This window comes from Actinoplanes italicus (assembly GCF_003001815.1).
In the GTDB taxonomy this organism is placed as follows: Bacteria; Actinomycetota; Actinomycetes; order Mycobacteriales; family Micromonosporaceae; genus Actinoplanes; species Actinoplanes italicus.
This window is the reverse complement of record NZ_PVMZ01000011.1, coordinates 51,511-69,749: the sequence shown is the minus strand read 5'-3', so window position 1 is coordinate 69,749 and position 18,239 is coordinate 51,511. Positions and strand designations below refer to the sequence as shown.

Genomic DNA, 18,239 nt, shown 5'->3' with positions numbered 1-18,239 from the left:
GCGTCCCCGCCGGCCCGGTGGGTGGCGGTGCGGCTGGCAGAATCGGCGGCATGACCGCGTCCCCGTACGGCCTGCGTGAGCGCAAGAAGGCCAAGACCCGTGCCGCGATTCGCGAGCATGCCATGCGGTTGTTCGAGGAGCAGGGGTACGCCGCGACCACCGTGGAACAGATCGCGGACGCGGCCGAGGTCTCGCCGAGCACGTTCTTCCGGTACTTCCCGGCCAAGGAGGACGTGGTCCTGGTCGACGACGTCGACGAGGTGCTCGTGCAGGCCATTCGCGCGCAGCCGGCCGGGGTTCCGCCGATCGAGGCGATCCTGCGGTCCCTGCGTGAGGTGTTCGCCGCGATGAGCCCCGAGATGTGGGAGTTCGAACGGCGGCGGCAGCGGCTGGTGCTCGGCATCCCGGAGTTGCGGGCACGCGTCATGCACCAGATGACCGAGGCGATCGACCTGGTCGCGGCCGTGATCGCCGAGCGGGCGGGCCTGCCCGCCGACGACTTCTCCGCGCGGGTCACCGCGGGCGCGGCGATCGGTGCCATGCTCGCGGTCCTGCCGTCCGGTGGGGCGGTGCCGGCTGACGGTGTCACCCCGCGCGACTTCCAGCGGGTCGAGGAGGCCCTGACGCTTCTGCGGCAGGGCCTGCCTCTCGGCTGACCGGGCGCTCCATCCCGACGGCACGGCCTTGCGGCGCGCTAGGAGTCGAGCAGTGCCGTGCGGGCGGCGGCCAGGATTCGGTCGGACAGGTCGGTGCCCGCTGTGGCACGGGAAAGGATCAGGGCGCCGACCATGGTGCTGAGGGTGAGCAGGTCCGGGTCGTCGTCGCCGCTCAGAAGGCGCGCGAAGCCCTCGACACCGTTCGCGTAGGCGGCGCGTGTGCCGTCGCCGCCGGTGGCACGGGCCACGTCACCGCCGAAACCGGCGGTCGGGCACCCGTTGCCGGGATCGTCGCGATGTGCGGCGGACAGGTAGGCGCCGACGAGCGCCTGGCGGCCGGTCGCGGCGGACTCCCGCGCCGGCGCCGAGGGGGAGCCGTCCGTGGGACCGGCGCCTCCCACACGGGCGGCCTGCTGGGCGAAGGCGAGCGTCACCGCCTCGGCGACCAGGGCGTCCTTCGAGGCGAAGTGCTTGTAGAAGCCGCCGTGCGTCAGGCCCGCCTCGGCCATCACGTCGGCGACGCTCACCCCGGCCATGCCACGCTCGCGGAAGAGGCGTGCCGCCGTGTCGACGATGCGTTCCCGATTCTGTGCGGCCTGCGCCTGCGACACCCGTCCCATGCCCGCAACTATAGATGAGGTGTGTCATCTATTACCCGGTTGGCTCTGGCGTACTTTAGATGATGCTCGTAATCTAATTCGCATGGAACTCACCAACGCAGTCGCCGTCGTCACCGGAGCCAACCGCGGGTTCGGTCGCCACCTCGCCTCCCAGCTGCTTGAACGCGGCGCCAAGGTCTATGCCGCCGCGCGGAACCCGGAGAGCGTCGACCTCCCGGGCGCCATCGCGCTGCAGCTCGACGTCACCGATCCCGAGTCGATCGCCAAGGCCGCCGCGACCGCCGCCGACGCCACCCTGCTGATCAACAACGCCGGCGTCGCCGCCGGTGGGCAGGTGCTCGACGGAGATCTCGACGGCATCCGGCTCGACATGGAGACCAACTACTTCGGCACGCTGTACGCCACCCGCGCGTTCGCCCCGGTCATCGAGGCCAACGGCGGAGGCGGGGTGCTCAACGTTCTGTCGGTGCTGTCCTGGGCGCATCCGGGTGGCTACGGGTCGTACTCGGCGGCGAAGGCGGCGGCGTGGGCGCTCACCAACGCGACCCGAGAACTGCTCGCCCCGCGTGGAATCGCGGTCACCGGACTGCACGTCGCCTACATGGACACCGACATGGCCGCCGCGATCCCGCCCGAGCAGAAGAGTGACCCGGCCGTCGTCGCGGCGCTGGCTCTCGACGCGATCGCGCGCGGGGACGCCGAGGTGCTCGGCGACGACTTCACCCGCGGCGTGAAGGCGGGACTGTCGGCGCGGTGAGACGGGTTGCATCGGCAGACTTCAATGGGGCTCGTCTCTGTCGCCGACACGTGAGGTCTGCCCATGCGTCGCACAAGCGCGCGTTTCGCCGTACCCACCCTTGTCCTGGCTCTTCTCGGACCGGCAATGCCGGGAGTCGCCCACGCCGCGCAACCGGCGGGGAAGGCCCCGGATCCGATCTCGTGGGGGCCCTGCGATCCGGAGGACGGGCCGCCGGATCGGGTCGTCTGCGGTGAGCTGGAGGTTCCGGTCGACTGGTCGCGGCCGCACGGGCCGACCGTGACCCTGGCGCTGGCGAAGCTGCCGGCCACCGACCCGGCCCGCCGGATCGGGCCGCTACTGATCAACCCGGGCGGACCGGGCGGGTCGGGGGTGAGCTTCGCCTACGCCGCGTCGGAGGCGTTCTCGCCGGCGATCACCGACCGGTTCGACATCATCGGATTCGATCCGCGCGGGCAGGCCCGCAGCAACGTGATCAACTGCGACGGTGACGCGGTCGCGGCGCAGGCGGCGAAGCTGTATCCGCACAGCAAGGCTGAGTTCGCCGAGCTGCGCGCCGCCAACCGCGCCCTCGTCCAGACCTGCCGTGACCTGTCCGGGCCGCTGGTCAAATACGTCGACACCGCGAGCGTGGCCCGCGACATGGACGCGATCCGGGCGGCGATCGGGGAGCGGCGGATCAGCTACTACGGCGTCTCCTACGGCACCATGATCGGCCAGCAGTACGCGGAACTGTTCCCGGACCGGATCCGCGCCATGACGCTCGACTCGAACATGGACCACTCGCAGAGCATCCCCAGCTACCAGAAGTGGGAGACGCTGGCGATGGAGGGCTCATTCCTGCAGTTCACGGCCTGGTGCGACCGAACCGGGGAGTGCGCGCTGCACGACGAGGGCGCGCTGGCGTACTTCGACGACCTCTACGCGCGGGCCGAGGCCGGTGAACTGGTCGTCAACGGCAACGTCATCAAGCCGGAGGACCTGCTCAACCTGGTGTTCGGCTACCTCTACGAGCCCGCGTCCTGGTTCCAGCTGGCCGACGAGCTGATCCTGCTCGGCTCCGGCGGCGAACCGGCCCGGCTGCGCGGCGAGCCGGTGCCCAACGGGTACCTGCCGGTCATGTGCTCCGACTTCCGCTTCGAGGTCGGGACCTATCCGGCGCTGCGGGCACTGGAGAAGGCCCAGAACCGGCTCGCCCCGCACACCCGGCTCAACCCGCTCGCCTGGTCCGACCTCACCGGGTGCCAGAACTGGCCGTACGGCGTCACCAACCCGCCGCACCGGCTCCGCGCCTCGGCGAAACTGCCGCCGATCCTGCTCGCCAACAGCCGGTGGGACGTCGCCACCCCGTACGAGTGGGGCCGGACCCTGGCGGGCCAGCTGCCGAGCGCCACGTTCCTCACCTACGACGGTGTCGGGCACGGCACCTACTGGCTGAGCCCGTGCGCACGGGCCGCGATCGACACGTACCTCGTCGACCGCAGCACCCCGGCGAAGGGCACCCACTGCCCGGCCGTCTTCCCGACATCACCGCTCAGGGCACAGTCGGGCATTCCGTACCCGCTCGTCCCGGGATTGAGGGGTGTTTCCGCGGGGTAATCGCGCCCCATGACGGAGACCATCACCGATGCCGGCACCGCTCAGCTAGTGCTCGCGGCGGTGCTCGGCATCGCGGCGGTCGTTCTTCTCATCGCGTGGGCCAAGTGGCATCCATTCCTGGCCCTGATCGTCGGAGCCGGCGTCCTCGGTATCACCGCGGGCGCCGCGCCCGACGCCACCGTCGACTCGTTCACCAAGGGCCTCGGCACCACGGCCGGCGGCGTCGGCGTCCTCATCGCGCTCGGCTCGATGATCGGCGCGCTGCTCGCCGAGTCGGGCGGCGCCGACGGCATCGTGAACCGGATCGTCAACGGCGTCTCCGGGGCCGCGCTGCCGTGGGCGATGGCCGGCGTGGCGGCGCTCATCGGGTTGCCGCTGTTCTTCGAGGTCGGCGTCGTGTTGCTGGTGCCGATCGTGCTTCTCGTCGCGCGGCGTACCGACGTGGGGTTGCTCCGCCTCGGGATTCCGGCACTGGCCGGACTGTCGGTGCTGCACGGTCTCGTGCCGCCGCACCCGGGGCCGCTGGTCGCCATCGAGAGCCTGCAGGCCGACCTCGGTCTGACCCTGATGCTCGGCTTGATCTGCGCCGTTCCGACGGTCATCGTCGCCGGTCCTCTCTTCGGCAACTTCATCGCGAAGCGGGTGCCGTTGCCGGTTCCGGCGTTGCTCGCCCCGGCCGGCTCTTCCGGTTCTTCCGCCGGCGGTTCCGGCAGCTCTCTCGCCGGTTCTTCCACCGGTTCTTCCACCGGTTCTTCCGGCGGTTCTTCCACCGGTTCTTCTGGCGGTTCTTCTGGCGGGGACCGGCCGCCCACCGGACCGGTCGGTGGTCAGGACTTCGTCGACCGCGACGACATCGCGGACCCGGTCGCCCCCGGCCGGTCCGTCGACGAGCAGCTCGGCCCGCGCCGGGACCCCGGCTTCTCGGCGGCCGTGCTCACGGTGCTCCTGCCCGTCCTGCTGATGCTCGCCCGCGGCGCCGCGGAACTGATCCTCCCCGAAGGCAACGCCGCTCGCGACGTCCTGGAGGTCATCGGCGAACCCGTGGTCGCCCTGCTCGCCGGCGTCCTGGTCGCCATGTGGGCACTCGGCAAACGAGCCGGATTCGACCGCCGCGAGACCAACGCCGTCATCGGCGGCGCGCTCCCGCCGATCGCCGGCATCCTGCTCATCGTCGCCGCGGGCGGCGGTTTCAAGCAGGTCCTGGTCGACGCGGGCGTCGGCAACGTGATCGCCGACGCCGCCCGCGACGCCAACTTCAACGCGCTGGTCCTCGGCTTCCTCGTCGCGGTCGGCATCCGCGTCGCCACCGGTTCCGCAACCGTCGCGACGATCACCGCGGCCGGCATCGTGGCGCCGCTCGCCACCACCCTCGACCGGCCCGAGGTGTCCCTGCTGGCACTGGCAATCGGTGCCGGTTCGCTGTTCTTCTCGCACGTCAACGACGCCGGCTTCTGGATGGTCAAGGAATACTTCGGCATGACGGTCGGCCAGACGATCAAGACCTGGTCGGTCATGGAGACGATCATTTCGGTGGTCGGGTTTGCTTGCGTCATGCTGCTCTCACTGATCATTTGATTCCGGTACGGCCTGCGCACGGTCTCGTGGCCAGCGGACCCGAGGAGTCCCGGTTCCGGGTCTCGTCCCACAGCGGAAGCGAGGAAGTCCCAGTTCCGTCCCGCAGTGGACGCGAGGAAATCTCGGTTCCGTCCCGCAGTGGGCGCGGGGGGTTCTGGTCTGGTCCCGCAGTGGGCGCGGGGGGTTCTGGTCTGGTCCCGCAGTGGACGCGGGGGGTTCTGGTCTGGTCCCGCAGTGGACGCGGGGGGTTCTGGTCTGGTCCCGCAGTGGACGCGACGGGTCTGGTCTGGTCCCGCAGCGGACGCTAAGGGTTCCGGTCCCGTCCTGCGGTGGACGCGAGGGGGTATGGCGTCTGGCACTGACGCGCGGCGAACGCGAAGGGGTGTAGCGACGGGCTTCGGCGCGCGGTGGATGTGAGATGGGCGGGGTGCCGGACCTCGCCTCCACTCGCGGCAGAAACGCGGGGCTGCGGTTTCAGGTCTCGACGGTTTCAGGTCTCGACGTGGCCGCCGGGCTTGTGCGGCGGCCACCGCTCCGGCCGCACTCCGCTACCGCCGAACGCACCGGCTTTGTCTCCGCCGGGCTCCCCGGAGCTCCCGAGATCAGTTCAGCCCGGCGCCATACCGTCGTGAGTTACGGCTCGCGAGATCTGATCGCCATATCCCTGTGCAGGACGATCATTCTGGGCCGTTTTCGGAGGTGAGCCCGGTGATATGGCTGCTTCCCGGGCCAGGAAGGGTGCGTAGGACATCGGTGGCCGATCAAGAACCGCTCGGACTGCGGCCGGCAGCTTCACCGCGGCCCGATTCGCACCGTAGATCACGGCGTCGGGAAGGATGTTTGCGGCGCTTGACGGCGGCTCGATTCGCACCGTAGATCACGGCGTCGCGAAGGATGTTAGCGGCGCTTGACGGCGGCTCGATTCGTACCGTAGATCACGGCGTCGGGAAGGATGTTTGCGGCGCTTGACGGCGGCTCGATTCGCACCGCGGGTCACGGCGTCGGGAAGGATGCTTGCGGCGCTTGACGGACTTGGTGCTGCCGCCAACTGCCTGCAAGCCCCGGGAGCACATGCCCGGGCTCTGCGTGTGCGCCTGAAGTCGTCGGCAACGACGGTGAGGTCCCACATTGTCGGTCGGGGGACGCCCACCGTCGCGATCACGACGGCCGGGTCGCGCGCAGCCGCTACGTGTGACTGCGCGGCCGCAGCACCGGCCCTCACAACATCGCTGTCCCGGGGCACCAACTCAGGCCGCGCTCCTCCACACCGCCGGGCAATCCCGCGGCCTGGCGGACCTGATTCGGGCGCTTTCTAGAGGAGCGACTCCACGTAGTCGGCGGCTGGGATGGGACGGGACAGGGCTGCGGCCTGACCGGCCCACAGGTTGACGTGTGCGGCGTCGTTGCGGGACGCGGCCGCTGCCCGTAGGGGGCGCATCAGCGTGTTCTGGACCGGGTAGGGCGGCACCTGATCCTCGGCGGCGGCCATCTCGCGGATCAGCGGGTTGAGGATTGCCCGGGCGTGGCGGCCGGAGAAGATCCTGGTCAGTACCGTCGTCCGGGCGTCGGGGCCGGCCAGGGCCGCCTTGTGGGCGGTGCTCGTGCCGGACTCCGTGGTGGCCAGGAAACCGGTGCCGATCTGTACGCCGTCGGCGCCCAGAGCGCGCGCTGCCAGCACGCCTCGGCGGTCGGCTATGCCGCCCGCCGCCAGCACCGGGACACCGACCGCGTCGGCCACCTGGGGGACCAGGGAGAACGTGCCCACCAGGGACTCGGTCACCGGTCTCAGGAAAGCGCCACGATGGCCGCCCGCATCGCTGCCGGAGGCGATCACCACGTCGATGCCGCCGGCCTCCAGTGCCAGCGCCTCGTCGACCGTGGTGGCGGTGCCCAGCGTGACGATGCCGCGGCGGCGGGTCTCCTCGACGACCCGCGCCGGTGGAACGCCCATCACGAAGCTGATCACCGGTGGGGCGGCGGCGAGCAGGGCGTCGATCTGGTCGTCGAAGAGCGGCGGCGGAGCGTACCCATCAGGGGTCTTGAGTTCGAGACGTTCGTAGAAGGGTCTCAAGCGCTCGACGTCGGCTGCCGTGGGGCGCAGGTCCTGCTCGCCGGGATGTGGGACCCACAGGTTGACGTTGAACGGCAGGCCGTCGGGCACGGCGGCGCGCAGCTCGCCGACCAGCGCGGTGATCCCGTCGGGCGTGAGGTGGTTGGCGCCGAACGAGCCGAGACCACCGGCCGCGCTGACCGCGGCGGCGAGCGGGACCGACGACAGGCCGCCGCCGAACGGGCCCTGCACGATGCCGTGCTCGATGCCGAGCAGCCTGGTCAGGCGGTCACTCATGATGCCCTCCTCGCCGGATGTGCCTTTCCTGACGTTAGACGAGGGTGATCACCGGCGGACGCCGGGCGGAACCAGGCGTTGGCCGGGGGCGTGAACATCAGCGCGGTGGCCGCCAGGACGGCGACGACGTGGACCGCCCGGACGGCGCCGAAGATCAGGTCGGACATGGTGCTGTCGGCGAGCAGGCTGGCGACCGAGTTGCCCTCGGCGAGCCAGGCGATCGGATCGGCGACCAGCGACGAGAGGCCGATCACACCGAGCCCGGCGGTCAGGGCGATCCGCGCCCATGGCCGCCCGGTCAGCATCTGCCAGGAGACGACGACCGCGGCGGTGAAGACGACCGCGCGGACCGCCACACCGGCCACCAGGCCGTCCTGATGTCCGCCACCGGTGACCACCAGGATCGTCTCGATCACGCCCGCGCCCACGGCGGCGAGCCAGCACCAGAACGCCACCCGCACCGTGGCGGGCACCTCCACCGGAATTCGCATACCCCGATCCTCGGCCTGCGGCGTGGGTCGGCGACATCCCGCCAGCATTGCCTTTCATGGTGGTGCTGGGACTACCTGGAGAGCTTTCGCCGTCGAGGTCCAGCCCGCCGGCCCGATCTCAGTCCTCGAATCCAGCTGCCATGACGTGGCTCGGCTTCGGCTGGGCACACCCAGGCTTTGCGTGTGCTCCTGACGTTGTCGGCAACAACGGTGAGGTCCCACGTTGCGGGTCCATGGACGCCTGCCGTCGCTATGGCGGCGGCAGGGTCGCGCGCAACGGCTGCGTGTGTTCCCACCGCCGCACCACCGGCCCTGCACGGCGGTGCTCTCCGGAGCGCCGGATCAGGCCGCGCTCTTCAAGCCGGTCAAGGGATCCCGCTGCCCTCCGTTGCCGGCCGGATTTCCACGGCTGAGCTACGGCTGGCGGGCCGCACCCTGACCGCGAAAGGTGTCTAGCCGCGCGGGAGGGATTGAGCCTCCGGGTCGGGGCCGTTCACGGACCGGCCGCCGTCAACGGGCAGGATCGCGCCGTTGACGAAACCGGACGCGGGGGAGAGCAGGAACGCGACCACGTCGGCGACCTCGTCCGGGGTGCCGGGGCGGCCGAGCGGGTGCAGGCCGGCCATCTGGGCGTCGAACGAGGGGTCGGTTGCCCGGTACTCCTCGGAGCGATCCGTGGTGATCGACCCCAGGGCGACGGCGTTGGTACGGATGCCGCCCGGCCCGTGATCCACGGCGACGGCCCTGGTCAGGCCCTCGATCGCGGCCTTCGCGGTGGCGTACGGCAGGGCGCCGCGGACCGGGCGCTGGGCCTGGTGCGAGGAGACGTTGACGATCGCGCCGGTACGCCCGTGCGCCAGCAAGTGGTTCACGGCGGTGTGGCAGCCGGTCACGGCGAGAGCCAGGTTCGTCGTGATCAGGTCCAGGACGCGTGCGGGTGTGGCGTCGGTCAGGTTCGCGTCGTGGAAGACGGCCGCGTTGTTGACCCAGCCGGCCAGCGGGCCGTGCGCCTCCGCAGTGTCGGCGGCGCGGCGGGCGGTGTCCGGGTCGGCGGCGTCGCCGGAGACGAGCGTGACGGCGTCGTGCTGCCAGGTCAGGCGGTCGGTGACGTCGAGGACGACCACGTGACCGTTCCCGGTCAGGCGTTGGGCGATCGCGCGGCCGATTCCCTGGGCGGCGCCGGTGACGACGAAGGACGGGCGCATGGTTGTATTGTGCCCGCGCGAACGGGGGTCGGCGTTATGGGTGGGTACTGGGGGACCGTCGTGGTCGCCAAACCGCGGGGGCTGCTGACGGACGAGGACGCTGTGCGGGGCGGCTACGGTGACGAGAAGCGCTGGCTGCGGGAACTGGGTGACGGCTGGCAGATGGTGGAGACCTGGGGCCTCAGTGATCCGCCGGACCTCGTCGCTCCGACGACCGGGCTCGTCGCCTCGACCGGGAGGCCGGCTCTCGCCGTCTACATCAGCGACGGGTACTGCGGGGCGATGTACGCCTCGACTCCGGAACGCGCGGGAGTCTTCGCCCACCTGTGGGACGTCGACCGGCTCTGTGGCGCCTTCAAGCACCAGCCTCGCTATCTGCCGGACCCGGTCGCGCGGGGCCTCGACACCGTGCACGCCGAACTGGTCGCCTGGGCGGCCGCCGCCGGTCTTCCGGGCGACGGCGACAGGATTCGTGAACTGCTTGCCCGTAGCAGTGCGGAGACGCCCGCCGACGACCTGCTGTTCGCGCTCGTCAAGGCACTCGGGGTGGCCCGGATCGGACGGACCAGGCCGTGGGCCGTTCCGGTCAGAGACGGCGTGTTCGACACATTTCTCCAGTTCGGCCCGCCGTACGCGGCCCGGATGATCGGAATCGATCGGGCCTGGGCGGAGCGGGACGGTGGGGAGTTCCCCGCCGCGGAGCCGTGGGAGATCGAGGCCCTCACGCTGGAGTCCGAGGTGTGGGCGTCGATGTATCGCCCGGAGGTGGACCTCGTCGCTCTCGCACGGCGCGTCGTCGACGTCATCGTGGCCTATCGCGACGGGCCGGGCGCCTCCCGCGGCATCGAGCGGTTCGCCGAGATCTCGTCGGACCTGGCGGAGTTCGAGGCGGCGGTGGCCGCCGGCACGTTCCGGCCCGGCTGGCACACGGAGGAGGCGCGCCGCTACGCCGACCGGCGGGCCACGGAGTGAGGGTGACCCATCGCCTCAGCCCGGGAGTCGCGGTGGGGCCGTGCGGCGCGTGCATGGCTGGTGCTCGCGGGTAGCGCTGCTGCGGCCCGGCCCGCGCGGGTATCGGTGACCGGCATCGGGGCATCAGTCCCGGGAGAGGAAGCCTGACAGGAGTTGCCGGAACTCGTGCGGGTGCTCGAGCGCCGGAACGTGACCGCAGCGGCCGAGGACGTGCAGGCGGACGTCGGGCAGGTGCTCGAGAAGGGGCAGGGCTGCCGTCACGAGCGGGGTGACCCGGTCCTCGGCGCCGTGGACGAGCAGCACGGGAGCGCGGATCGCGGCCAGTGCCCGCGCCGGGAGGGTCAGGTCGTCGGCCCATCGTGCCCGGGGCGGGGGGAACAACGACGCGTACGCGGCTGCCCCCTTTCGCATCGCGGCCGCACGGGCGTCGACGGCCGTGTCGGTCACCAGCGCCTGGGTGAGGAACAGGCGGCTCAGCATGTCCCTGGCTCCGTGCCGGTCGGCGGGGGCGGCCCAGATCGCGTCGAGGTCGGCGGACAGCGGCGCACCGGGAGCGCCCATCGTCGAGACGGCGACGACCCGGGTGACTTGCCGGGGGCGCGCGGCCGCCAGCGCCAGGGCCACCGCGCCGCCCATCGAGTGCCCTACCACGGCGTACTGCTCGACGCCCAGAGCATCCATGAGGCCCGCGGCCTGCTCCGTCCACAGTCCGAGGCCGCCCCGGGAGCCCGGCGGCACCGGAGTGCTGCCGAATCCCGCCTGGTCAGGCACGACCCAACGCCAGGACGGGCCCAGCGCCTCCGCCGTCGCGGCCCAGGCTCCAGACCCGGTCGTGCCGGGCCCGGAGCCGTGCAGCATCAGCACGGCGGGGCCGCCGCGGCTGTCCAGGACGTGGACGGGCGAGCCGCCGACGGTGACGGTCCGAAATTCCGCCACCTCACGCCGACGCGGAGCTGACGGACTTCGAGAACACGTCCATCATCGCCCGGCCGAACTGCGGCATGTCGGGCCAGCCCCGGCACGAGACGAGGTTGCCGTCCACGACGTCGGGAGCGTCGATGACCGTCGCACCCGCATTCTCCATGTCGCCGGTGATGGGCGGGAAGCACGCCGTCTTGCGGCCCTTCAGTAGCCCGTAGACCGCCGGCACCTGCGCGCCGTGGCACACCAGGGCGATGGGCAGGTTGCGCGCGAAGAAGTGCTCGGTGATACGCCGGACGTCGGCGTCGACGCGGATCCACTCGGGGGCACGGCCTCCAGGAATGATCAAGGCGTGGTAGCGCTCGACGTCGACCTCGGCCCACGGCACGTCGACCGGCAGTTTCCGGCCGGGCTTCTCCACGTACGCGTCGGAGCCGGGGTCGAACTCGTGGATGACCAGTTGCACGTCACGCAATGTCCGCGACGAGACGTCGACGTCCCAGCCGCCCTCCTGCACGCGGTAGTAGGGATACATGGTGTCGAGCTCTTCGGCGGCGTCGCCGGTCAGGAGCAGTGCTCTGGGCATCTGCTTCTCCTCACATCCGGGGGCGGCTGTGCGGATCGGATCGGATCCGATCCGGTCGAGTCAGCATTCCTCGGGGTGGCCCACCCGTCAAGGCTCTCCCACCATCATGTCCGCGTCCTTGACCTCGTCGAAGATCCGCCGGAAACGCTCGCCGGAGCGCAGGATGTGCCGGCGCATCGCGTAGGCGGCGGCGTCGGGGTCCCGCGCCGCGATCGCGGCCACGATCTGCTCGTGCTCGGCCATGGCCAGGTGGGTGACCTGGGCGTCGTGGTGCAGCCGGAAGAGGTGCACGTGACTGTGCAGGCGAGCGAGCGTCTCCCGGATGACCTGATTCTCCGCGCTCAGCGCGACGAGATCGTGGAAAGCGGCATCGCGGAGACCGAAGGCGCCATAGGCCATGGGTCCGGCGCTTCCCTCCAGCTCCGCCATCTCGGCCAGCATCAGCCGCAGGCCGCTCACCTGCTCAAGTGATGCCCGCTCGGCTGATCGGCGCGCTGCGGCGGGCTCGAGAAGCAGGCGGACCTCGAGCATGTCCTCGAAGCGGTGCCGGGTGATCTGCGGGGGAATGCGGTAGCCGGCGTGCGGCACCCGCACGACCAGTCCCTCGGCCTCCATGCGGTTGAGGGCATCCCGGATCGGCGTCTGCGAGACCCCCAGCTCACGTGCCAGGACGTCGATCGTGACGCGGGAGCCGGGCTCGATCCGTAGCGACATCAGCTGGCCGAGCAGCGTGTCGTACACCTCGTCGGCCAGCCGGCCGCGAGATCGGCCCGGTGGCACAGCACCGGCCGTGCCGTTTCGGTCCATCAAGGTCATCGCTTCGTCGTCCATCGCGACATGAGGTCCTTCCTGGCGTCTTCGACCCCGTTGACATCAGTCACAACGCTGCGGCATTCTGACGCCCACGGCTGGATCGTATAGGAAAAGTGGCGGATGCTCGTCATCCCGCATCCAGTACATCGAGGCGCTCTCGTGACGCCGACCCCGGGGCGACCCCCCAGCAGCTGCGGAATCCAACGAGGCACCCGGCGAGGTTCTAAAAGTCATCAACTCCCGGAAAGCAGGCAATAAATGCGATCTCTACGACGAAGAGGACGACCTGCTAGAAAGGTACTTCTGGTAGCGGCAGCCATGCTGCTGATGGGCACCACCTTGACGGCTTGCAGCGGCAGCGAGGACGACGCCGCACAGGTGAGCGCGCCCAAGGCTCCGGCGACCATCCCGGAACTCACCGGGGACCCGCTGACTCTCAGTTTCGTCTGGTTCGAGTGGCCCCCCGCCCAGGCGCTGGAGAAGTTCGCGAACGAGGAATACAAGAAGGTACGCCCGAACGCGACCATCAAGGTCAACACCGTCCCGAACGCGAACTGGCACGACGCCATGTTCACCCAGTTCGCCGCGCGGAAGACCGATTTCGACATCGCGATCCTTGACTCGCAGCACATCGGTGAGGCGGTGACGAACGGCAACATCCTCGACCTCACCGACTTCGTCAAGAACAACATCGACGTCAACGCCTACGACCCGTACCTGCTGGCCGCCTACGGCCAGTTCCCCCAGGCGGAGACCGGCAAGCGCGACGAGAACGCCAGCCTGTACGGGCTGCCGCTGCTCGGCGACACCTGGACGATGATCTATCGCAAGGATCTGATCGGCGACCAGGCACCGCAGACCTGGGACGAGATGATCTCAGTGGCCGAGAAGTGCCAGACGGACAACCCGGGCGTCAGCGGGCTGGCCTTCCACCAGGCCAACGGCTCCGACGCCGCGGCCGTCACCTACAACACGGTCAACGGCGTCTACGGCGGCAACCTGTGGGACGCCAAGGCGAAGAAGATCGAGGGCGTCCTCAACGACGCGGCCGGCCAGGAGGCGATGGACGTCCTGGTCAACAAGATGAAGCCACTGACCGCCAAGGGCTCCGGCAACTGGTTCATCGACGAGGTGAACGCCGCCGTCGCGCAGGGCAAGGCCTGCATCGCGTTCAACTGGATCGCCGCGAGCGGCGGCCTGCTCGACCCGAAGCAGTCGACGCTCGGCAAGACGCGGGAGGAGATCCTCGGCAAGCTGGGCTTCGCCACCCTGCCCAAGCAGAAGACGGACCTGGTGCCTCTCGGCGGCATGGGGATGCACGTGTCGGCCTACTCCTCCGCGGCGAACCAGGCCGAGGCCCTGAACTTCATGAAGTGGTTCGAGCAGGCTGACATCCAGAAGAAGTGGGCCGCGGCGGGCGGCGTGCCATCGCGGACGGACGCCATTCAGTCACCCGAGTTCCTCGACGCCGGCCCCTTCAACAAGGTGTACGCCGACTCGGTTCCGCGGATGCGGGACATGTGGAACGTGCCCCAGTACGCGCGGCTGGTCGACATCGAGAACACCAACGTCAACGCGGCTCTCAACGGCGCGAAGAAGCCGGGCGACGCGCTCAACGACATCGCCAGGGAGCAGCAGGCCGTACTCGACTCCAGCGGCAAAAAGGGCGGCGGCGGACTGTGAGTGACGCCGTTCCTCTGACGACCGACCGCCCCGGGAAGGTGGCGTCCGTGACGCCGCCGGCCCGGGGCCGGTCCCGCCGGTTGAGCGACCGCAAGCTCGCCGTGGCCTTCATCACCCCGGCGCTGCTGCTGTTGCTCGCCATGTCGGTGTTCCCGCTGGTGTGGGCGCTGTTCCTGTCCTTCACCGACTACTCGGCCACTCGCGGGGGGACCGGCACCTTCGTCTGGTTCGAGAACTACACCGCGGTCCTGACCTCGGCGCAGGTCCACCTCAGGGCCGTGACGACGTTGATCTACGTGGTCGGTGCGGTCGTCCTGCAGACCGTGCTCGGTTTCACCATCGCCTACCTGATCTCACGGCGTACGCACGGACGGGGCCTGCTGACCACGCTGTTCCTGATCCCGATGATGCTGTCACCGGTCGTGGTCGGCCTGTTCTGGCGATTCATGCTCGACGCGCAGTTCGGCGTGGTCAACAGCATGCTCGGCTCGCTCGGCCTGGATCAGGTTGAGTGGCTGACCCGGCAGCGCACCGCGCTGTTCTCCCTGATCGTGGTCGACACCTGGCAATGGACACCGTTCATCATGCTGATCGCCCTGGCGGGCCTGACCGCGGTGCCCAAGTACCTGTACGAGGCCGCCTCGATCGACCGGGCGTCCGAGTGGTTCCGGTTCCGCACCATCACCCTTCCGCTGGTGTGGCCGCTGCTGCTCATCGCCGTGCTGTTCCGGGCCATCGAGGCCTTCCGGCTGTTCGACCTCGTCTACATCCTGACCAGCGGAGGTCCGGGGGTCTCCACCGAGACGTTGTCGTTCCACGTCTACAAGGTCGCGTTCCTGGGCTTCAACACCGGAACCGCCTCGGCGTACGGAATTCTCATGGTCGTCATCGTCATCGTCCTCACGCAGCTCTACCTGCGCTACCTGAACAAGCTCAAGGAGGACTGATGGCCGTCTCCGTGAACGAGGCCGTGCCGGCAAGTCCTGTCCGGGATCGCACGCCGCCCGCGCGCCGCATCGGCGGCGGACGGGGCCGCTCGGTGCTCGAGATCGCGCTGCTGACCGTGCTGGCCGTCGTGATGCTCTTCCCGGTGCTGTGGATGATCGAGACGTCCATCAAGGAGAACCGCGACGTCTACGCCGTACCGGCCAAGTTCTTCGATTTCGAGGTCACCCTGGCCCATTACCGCGACGTCTTCGTCGCCCCCGGTGGCGGCCTCTCGGACCTGTCCGTCGCCTTCCTCAACTCCCTCCTGGTCGCCGGCGTCTCCACCGTGCTGGCCACGCTGCTGGGCGTCCCGGCGGCCTGGGCCTACTCACGCTTCACCCTGAAGGCCAAGAAGGACCAGCTGTTCTTCATCCTGTCCACCCGCTTCATGCCGCCCGTGGTGGTCGTGATCCCGATCTTCCTGATGTATCGCGTGGTCGGGCTCATCGACACCCCGCTCGGCCTGATCCTCATCTACACCGCCTTCAACCTGCCGTTCACGATCTGGATGGTGAAGGGATTCGTCGACGAGGTGCCCGCGGAATATGAGGACGCGGCCATGCTCGACGGCTACACCCGCCTGCAGGCGTTCCGGAAGTTCACCCTGCCCCTGCTCGTGCCCGGCATCGCCGCGACGGCGGTGTTCGCCCTCATCTTCTCGTGGAACGAGTTCGTGTTCGCCATCTTCCTCACCTCCAGCGACAGCGTCCGGACCGCCCCACCGGCCATCGCCGGCCTCATCGGCGGCACCACGGTGGACTGGGGCCTGGTGGCCGCCTCCTCCGTGGTGTTCGCCCTGCCGGTGCTCATATTCGCCTACCTGGTGCGCAGGCATCTCGTCGCCGGTGTGACGCTCGGGGCGGTGCGACGCTGATGGCCGGCATCGAGGTGACCGCGCTGCACAAGCGCTACCCGGACGGGACGGTCGCGGTGGAGCACGTGGACCTGTCCATCGGCGACGGCGAGCTGTTCGTGATGCTCGGCCCGTCGGGTTGCGGCAAGACGACCACGCTGCGGGCCATAGCCGGCCTGGAGAGGCAGACCACGGGCGACATCCGCATCGGCACCACGCTGGTCAACGACCTGCCGCCGGCCGAGCGTGACATCGCCATGGTGTTCCAGTTCTACGCGCTCTACCCCCATCTGCGAACCCGCGACAACCTGGCGTTTCCCCTGCGTGCCGAGGGACTTCCCAAGGCCGAGGTACGCGAACGCGTCGACGAGGCGGCCCGGCTGATGCGGCTGGGTCCGCTGCTGGATCGGCGGCCGCGCCGGCTGTCCGGCGGCGAGCAGCAGCGCGTCGCGCTTGCTCGCGCCCTGGTGCGGCGACCGCGCGCCTTCCTCATGGACGAGCCCCTCACCAACCTGGACGCGGAGCTGAGGGCGGACATGCGCACGGAGATCAAGCACCTGCAGCACGAACTGGGAACGACGATGGTCTACGTCACCCACGATCAGGTCGAGGCGATGTCACTCGGTCACCGGATCGCCATCCTCAACAAGGGCCGCGTCGAGCAGATCGGTACGCCGCTGGAAGTCTACGACCGTCCGGCGAGTCTCTTCTGCGCCGCCTTCATCGGCTCCCCGCCGATGAACCTCCTGGACGTGGAGGTGGCCGGCGGGAAGCTGCGCAGCAAGGGCGGGCTGGATCTCACGCCCCCGCCGGGCCTGCCGCGCGACCGGGGCCTGGTCGCCGGTGTCCGGCCGGAGGCGCTGGAGGTCACGGCACCCGGGGCGGACCGTTCGATCCCGGCCCGCGTGGTCTCGGCGGAATGGCTGGGCGACGAGATCATCTACGTCGTCGACCACGGCGGTCAGCGCGACGTCCGGGTCCGGATGGCTCCCACGGTCCGTTTCGCCACCGACAGCCGGGTCGGTCTGCGGCACACCGGCGCCGCCCCCGCGGTCTACGACGTGCGCACGGAAGAACTGGTGGCCTGATGGGAACCGTGGCGGCACAGGGGCTGAGCAAATCCTTCGGCAAGGTTCAGGCCCTGGACGGGGTGACGCTGGACGTGCCGGACGGCTCGTTCTTCGTCGTGCTCGGGCCGTCCGGGGCGGGCAAGACGACCACCCTGCGAGCGATCGCCGGCCTGGAGAAGCTGGACGCCGGCTCGGTGCATCTGGACGGCCGGGACGCGACCGGTGACGCCCCGGCCGACCGCGACCTGGCCATGGTCTTCCAGAACTACGCCCTCTATCCGCGGCACACGGCGTACGAGAACATCGCTTCGCCGTTGCGGGCACGTCGCCGTCCCCCGAGCGAGATCGCCGAGGCCGTCGACCGGATATCGGGCCTGCTGCACATCGAGCGCCTCCTGCAGCGCCGTCCCGCGCAGTTGTCGGGCGGTGAGATGCAGCGGGTCGCCCTGGCGCGGGCGCTGGTCCGCAGCCCGCGCGCGTTCCTCATGGACGAGCCGCTGACCAACCTCGACCTCAAGCTGCGCGTCGAGATGCGTACCGAACTCACCCGTATCCATCGCAGCCTCGGAGCCACCTTCGTCTACGTGACCAACGACCAGGTCGAGGCGCTGTCCATGGCCGACCAGGTCGCGGTCCTCAAAGAGGGAAAGGTGCAGCAGGTCGGGACACCGGCCGAGGTGTACGAGCGGCCGGCCAACCAGTGGGTCGCCGGCTTCGTCGGGAGCCCGCCGATCAGCCTGCTCGCCTGCCGTGCCGAAGGAGACCGTCTGATCGGTGCGGACGGCTGGTCGCTCCCGCGGCCCGGTTGGACCACGGCCGAGGACGGTCGTCCGCTGCTGCTGGGGCTGCGCTCGGAGGACCTGTCCGTCGAGCAGCGGGGCAATGCCTCGTTGCCCGGGGAGCTCTACGGTATCGAGCCGCTCGGTGACCGGACGGTGGTCGACGTCCGGGTGGGGACGGAGATCCTCAAGGTGAAGGCACGACCCACGATCAGCGGCACACCGGGCGAACGGCTGCTCGTCACGGTCGACCTGGATCGTGCGCATCTTTTCGACGCGAGCACCGGGCAGTCGCTGTCCGCGGCCACCCGGTAAGGAGTCCACG

At 69.9% G+C, this 18,239-nt stretch carries 17 protein-coding genes; 10 read left to right on the top strand and 7 right to left on the bottom strand.

Features of this window, described 5'->3' with window-relative positions; translation table 11 throughout:
* The first annotated feature begins 50 nt into the window (after positions 1–50).
* Positions 51–656 carry an acyl-CoA-like ligand-binding transcription factor gene (locus CLV67_RS25970; RefSeq protein WP_106323190.1) on the top strand — a complete coding sequence of 202 codons (606 nt, stop codon included), beginning with the start codon at positions 51–53 and terminating at the stop codon, positions 654–656.
* Between the two features lie 38 nt (positions 657–694).
* Here CLV67_RS25970 and CLV67_RS25965 read toward each other — a convergent pair whose 3' ends face one another.
* A complete protein-coding gene (locus CLV67_RS25965) occupies positions 695–1,276 on the bottom strand; it encodes a TetR family transcriptional regulator (protein ID WP_106322825.1) in 582 nt (193 codons plus the stop codon).
* An 82-nt stretch (positions 1,277–1,358) separates the two neighbouring features.
* Between CLV67_RS25965 and CLV67_RS25960 the strand changes: the two genes are divergently transcribed.
* The 3 genes from CLV67_RS25960 to CLV67_RS25950 all read left to right on the top strand — a co-directional run bounded on the left by CLV67_RS25960 (position 1,359) and on the right by CLV67_RS25950 (position 5,207).
* Positions 1,359–2,033 carry an SDR family oxidoreductase gene (locus CLV67_RS25960; protein ID WP_106322823.1) on the top strand — a complete coding sequence of 225 codons (675 nt, stop codon included), beginning with the start codon at positions 1,359–1,361 and terminating at the stop codon, positions 2,031–2,033.
* A 63-nt stretch (positions 2,034–2,096) separates the two neighbouring features.
* Positions 2,097–3,632, top strand: coding sequence for an alpha/beta hydrolase (locus tag CLV67_RS25955; RefSeq protein WP_106322821.1), 1,536 nt, complete (start codon positions 2,097–2,099; stop codon positions 3,630–3,632).
* Positions 3,633–3,641: 9 nt separating this feature from the next.
* Positions 3,642–5,207 carry a GntP family permease gene (locus tag CLV67_RS25950; RefSeq protein WP_106322819.1) on the top strand — a complete coding sequence of 522 codons (1,566 nt, stop codon included), beginning with the start codon at positions 3,642–3,644 and terminating at the stop codon, positions 5,205–5,207.
* A gap of 1,312 nt (positions 5,208–6,519) precedes the next feature.
* Here CLV67_RS25950 and CLV67_RS25945 read toward each other — a convergent pair.
* The 3 genes from CLV67_RS25945 to CLV67_RS25935 all read right to left on the bottom strand — a co-directional run bounded on the left by CLV67_RS25945 (position 6,520) and on the right by CLV67_RS25935 (position 9,250).
* A complete protein-coding gene (locus tag CLV67_RS25945; RefSeq protein ID WP_106322817.1) occupies positions 6,520–7,554 on the bottom strand; it encodes an NAD(P)H-dependent flavin oxidoreductase in 1,035 nt (344 codons plus the stop codon).
* On the bottom strand, positions 7,551–8,045 hold the full coding sequence (locus CLV67_RS25940; protein WP_146169294.1) for a hypothetical protein: 495 nt from the start codon (positions 8,043–8,045) through the stop codon (positions 7,551–7,553). Before CLV67_RS25940 ends, CLV67_RS25945 begins: the two co-directional genes overlap by 4 nt.
* Before the next feature lie 452 nt (positions 8,046–8,497).
* Positions 8,498–9,250: an SDR family NAD(P)-dependent oxidoreductase gene (locus tag CLV67_RS25935; protein ID WP_106322813.1), complete on the bottom strand. Its 753-nt coding sequence runs from the start codon at positions 9,248–9,250 to the stop codon at positions 8,498–8,500.
* Between the two features lie 36 nt (positions 9,251–9,286).
* On the opposite strand from CLV67_RS25935, the gene CLV67_RS25930 reads away from it, so the two are divergent.
* Positions 9,287–10,222, top strand: coding sequence for a hypothetical protein (locus CLV67_RS25930; RefSeq protein WP_106322811.1), 936 nt, complete (start codon positions 9,287–9,289; stop codon positions 10,220–10,222).
* Between the two features lie 123 nt (positions 10,223–10,345).
* Here the strand turns inward: CLV67_RS25930 and CLV67_RS25925 are convergent, their stop codons facing one another.
* From CLV67_RS25925 to CLV67_RS25915, 3 genes are all read right to left on the bottom strand, one after another.
* Positions 10,346–11,158 carry an alpha/beta fold hydrolase gene (locus CLV67_RS25925; RefSeq protein WP_106322809.1) on the bottom strand — a complete coding sequence of 271 codons (813 nt, stop codon included), beginning with the start codon at positions 11,156–11,158 and terminating at the stop codon, positions 10,346–10,348.
* 1 nt (position 11,159) lies between these two features.
* Positions 11,160–11,729: a DJ-1/PfpI family protein gene (locus tag CLV67_RS25920; protein ID WP_106322807.1), complete on the bottom strand. Its 570-nt coding sequence runs from the start codon at positions 11,727–11,729 to the stop codon at positions 11,160–11,162.
* An 87-nt stretch (positions 11,730–11,816) separates the two neighbouring features.
* Positions 11,817–12,560: a GntR family transcriptional regulator gene (locus CLV67_RS25915; protein ID WP_239166541.1), complete on the bottom strand. Its 744-nt coding sequence runs from the start codon at positions 12,558–12,560 to the stop codon at positions 11,817–11,819.
* 309 nt (positions 12,561–12,869) lie between these two features.
* Between CLV67_RS25915 and CLV67_RS25910 the strand changes: the two genes are divergently transcribed.
* The 5 genes from CLV67_RS25910 to CLV67_RS25890 are packed head-to-tail and all read left to right on the top strand — an operon-like array spanning position 12,870 to position 18,229.
* Entirely contained in the window at positions 12,870–14,225 is a 1,356-nt protein-coding gene (locus CLV67_RS25910; protein ID WP_239166542.1) for an extracellular solute-binding protein, read from the top strand.
* Between the two features lie 47 nt (positions 14,226–14,272).
* Positions 14,273–15,172, top strand: a complete 900-nt coding sequence (locus tag CLV67_RS25905) for a carbohydrate ABC transporter permease (RefSeq protein ID WP_239166543.1) — start codon at positions 14,273–14,275, stop codon at positions 15,170–15,172.
* Complete coding sequence (locus CLV67_RS25900) at positions 15,172–16,086, top strand: carbohydrate ABC transporter permease (protein ID WP_106322801.1); 915 nt, start codon at positions 15,172–15,174, stop codon at positions 16,084–16,086. The genes CLV67_RS25905 and CLV67_RS25900 overlap by 1 nt, the downstream gene beginning before the upstream one ends.
* Positions 16,086–17,153: an ABC transporter ATP-binding protein gene (locus CLV67_RS25895; protein WP_106322799.1), complete on the top strand. Its 1,068-nt coding sequence runs from the start codon at positions 16,086–16,088 to the stop codon at positions 17,151–17,153. Before CLV67_RS25900 ends, CLV67_RS25895 begins: the two co-directional genes overlap by 1 nt.
* Positions 17,153–18,229, top strand: a complete 1,077-nt coding sequence (locus tag CLV67_RS25890) for an ABC transporter ATP-binding protein (RefSeq protein ID WP_106322797.1) — start codon at positions 17,153–17,155, stop codon at positions 18,227–18,229. Before CLV67_RS25895 ends, CLV67_RS25890 begins: the two co-directional genes overlap by 1 nt.
* Positions 18,230–18,239 lie beyond the last annotated feature (10 nt).

Bases quoted from the DNA above. Each gene is read 5' to 3' on its own strand.
- CLV67_RS25970 (WP_106323190.1), top strand. From the start codon at position 51: ATGACCGCGTCCCCGTACGGCCTGCGTGAGCGCAAGAAGGCCAAGACC.
- CLV67_RS25965 (WP_106322825.1), bottom strand. From the start codon at position 1,276: ATGGGACGGGTGTCGCAGGCGCAGGCCGCACAGAATCGGGAACGCATC.
- CLV67_RS25960 (WP_106322823.1), top strand. From the start codon at position 1,359: ATGGAACTCACCAACGCAGTCGCCGTCGTCACCGGAGCCAACCGCGGG.
- CLV67_RS25955 (WP_106322821.1), top strand. From the start codon at position 2,097: ATGCGTCGCACAAGCGCGCGTTTCGCCGTACCCACCCTTGTCCTGGCT.
- CLV67_RS25950 (WP_106322819.1), top strand. From the start codon at position 3,642: ATGACGGAGACCATCACCGATGCCGGCACCGCTCAGCTAGTGCTCGCG.
- CLV67_RS25945 (WP_106322817.1), bottom strand. From the start codon at position 7,554: ATGAGTGACCGCCTGACCAGGCTGCTCGGCATCGAGCACGGCATCGTG.
- CLV67_RS25940 (WP_146169294.1), bottom strand. From the start codon at position 8,045: ATGCGAATTCCGGTGGAGGTGCCCGCCACGGTGCGGGTGGCGTTCTGG.
- CLV67_RS25935 (WP_106322813.1), bottom strand. From the start codon at position 9,250: ATGCGCCCGTCCTTCGTCGTCACCGGCGCCGCCCAGGGAATCGGCCGC.
- CLV67_RS25930 (WP_106322811.1), top strand. From the start codon at position 9,287: ATGGGTGGGTACTGGGGGACCGTCGTGGTCGCCAAACCGCGGGGGCTG.
- CLV67_RS25920 (WP_106322807.1), bottom strand. From the start codon at position 11,729: ATGCCCAGAGCACTGCTCCTGACCGGCGACGCCGCCGAAGAGCTCGAC.
- CLV67_RS25915 (WP_239166541.1), bottom strand. From the start codon at position 12,560: ATGGACGACGAAGCGATGACCTTGATGGACCGAAACGGCACGGCCGGT.
- CLV67_RS25910 (WP_239166542.1), top strand. From the start codon at position 12,870: ATGGGCACCACCTTGACGGCTTGCAGCGGCAGCGAGGACGACGCCGCA.
- CLV67_RS25900 (WP_106322801.1), top strand. From the start codon at position 15,172: ATGGCCGTCTCCGTGAACGAGGCCGTGCCGGCAAGTCCTGTCCGGGAT.
- CLV67_RS25895 (WP_106322799.1), top strand. From the start codon at position 16,086: ATGGCCGGCATCGAGGTGACCGCGCTGCACAAGCGCTACCCGGACGGG.
- CLV67_RS25890 (WP_106322797.1), top strand. From the start codon at position 17,153: ATGGGAACCGTGGCGGCACAGGGGCTGAGCAAATCCTTCGGCAAGGTT.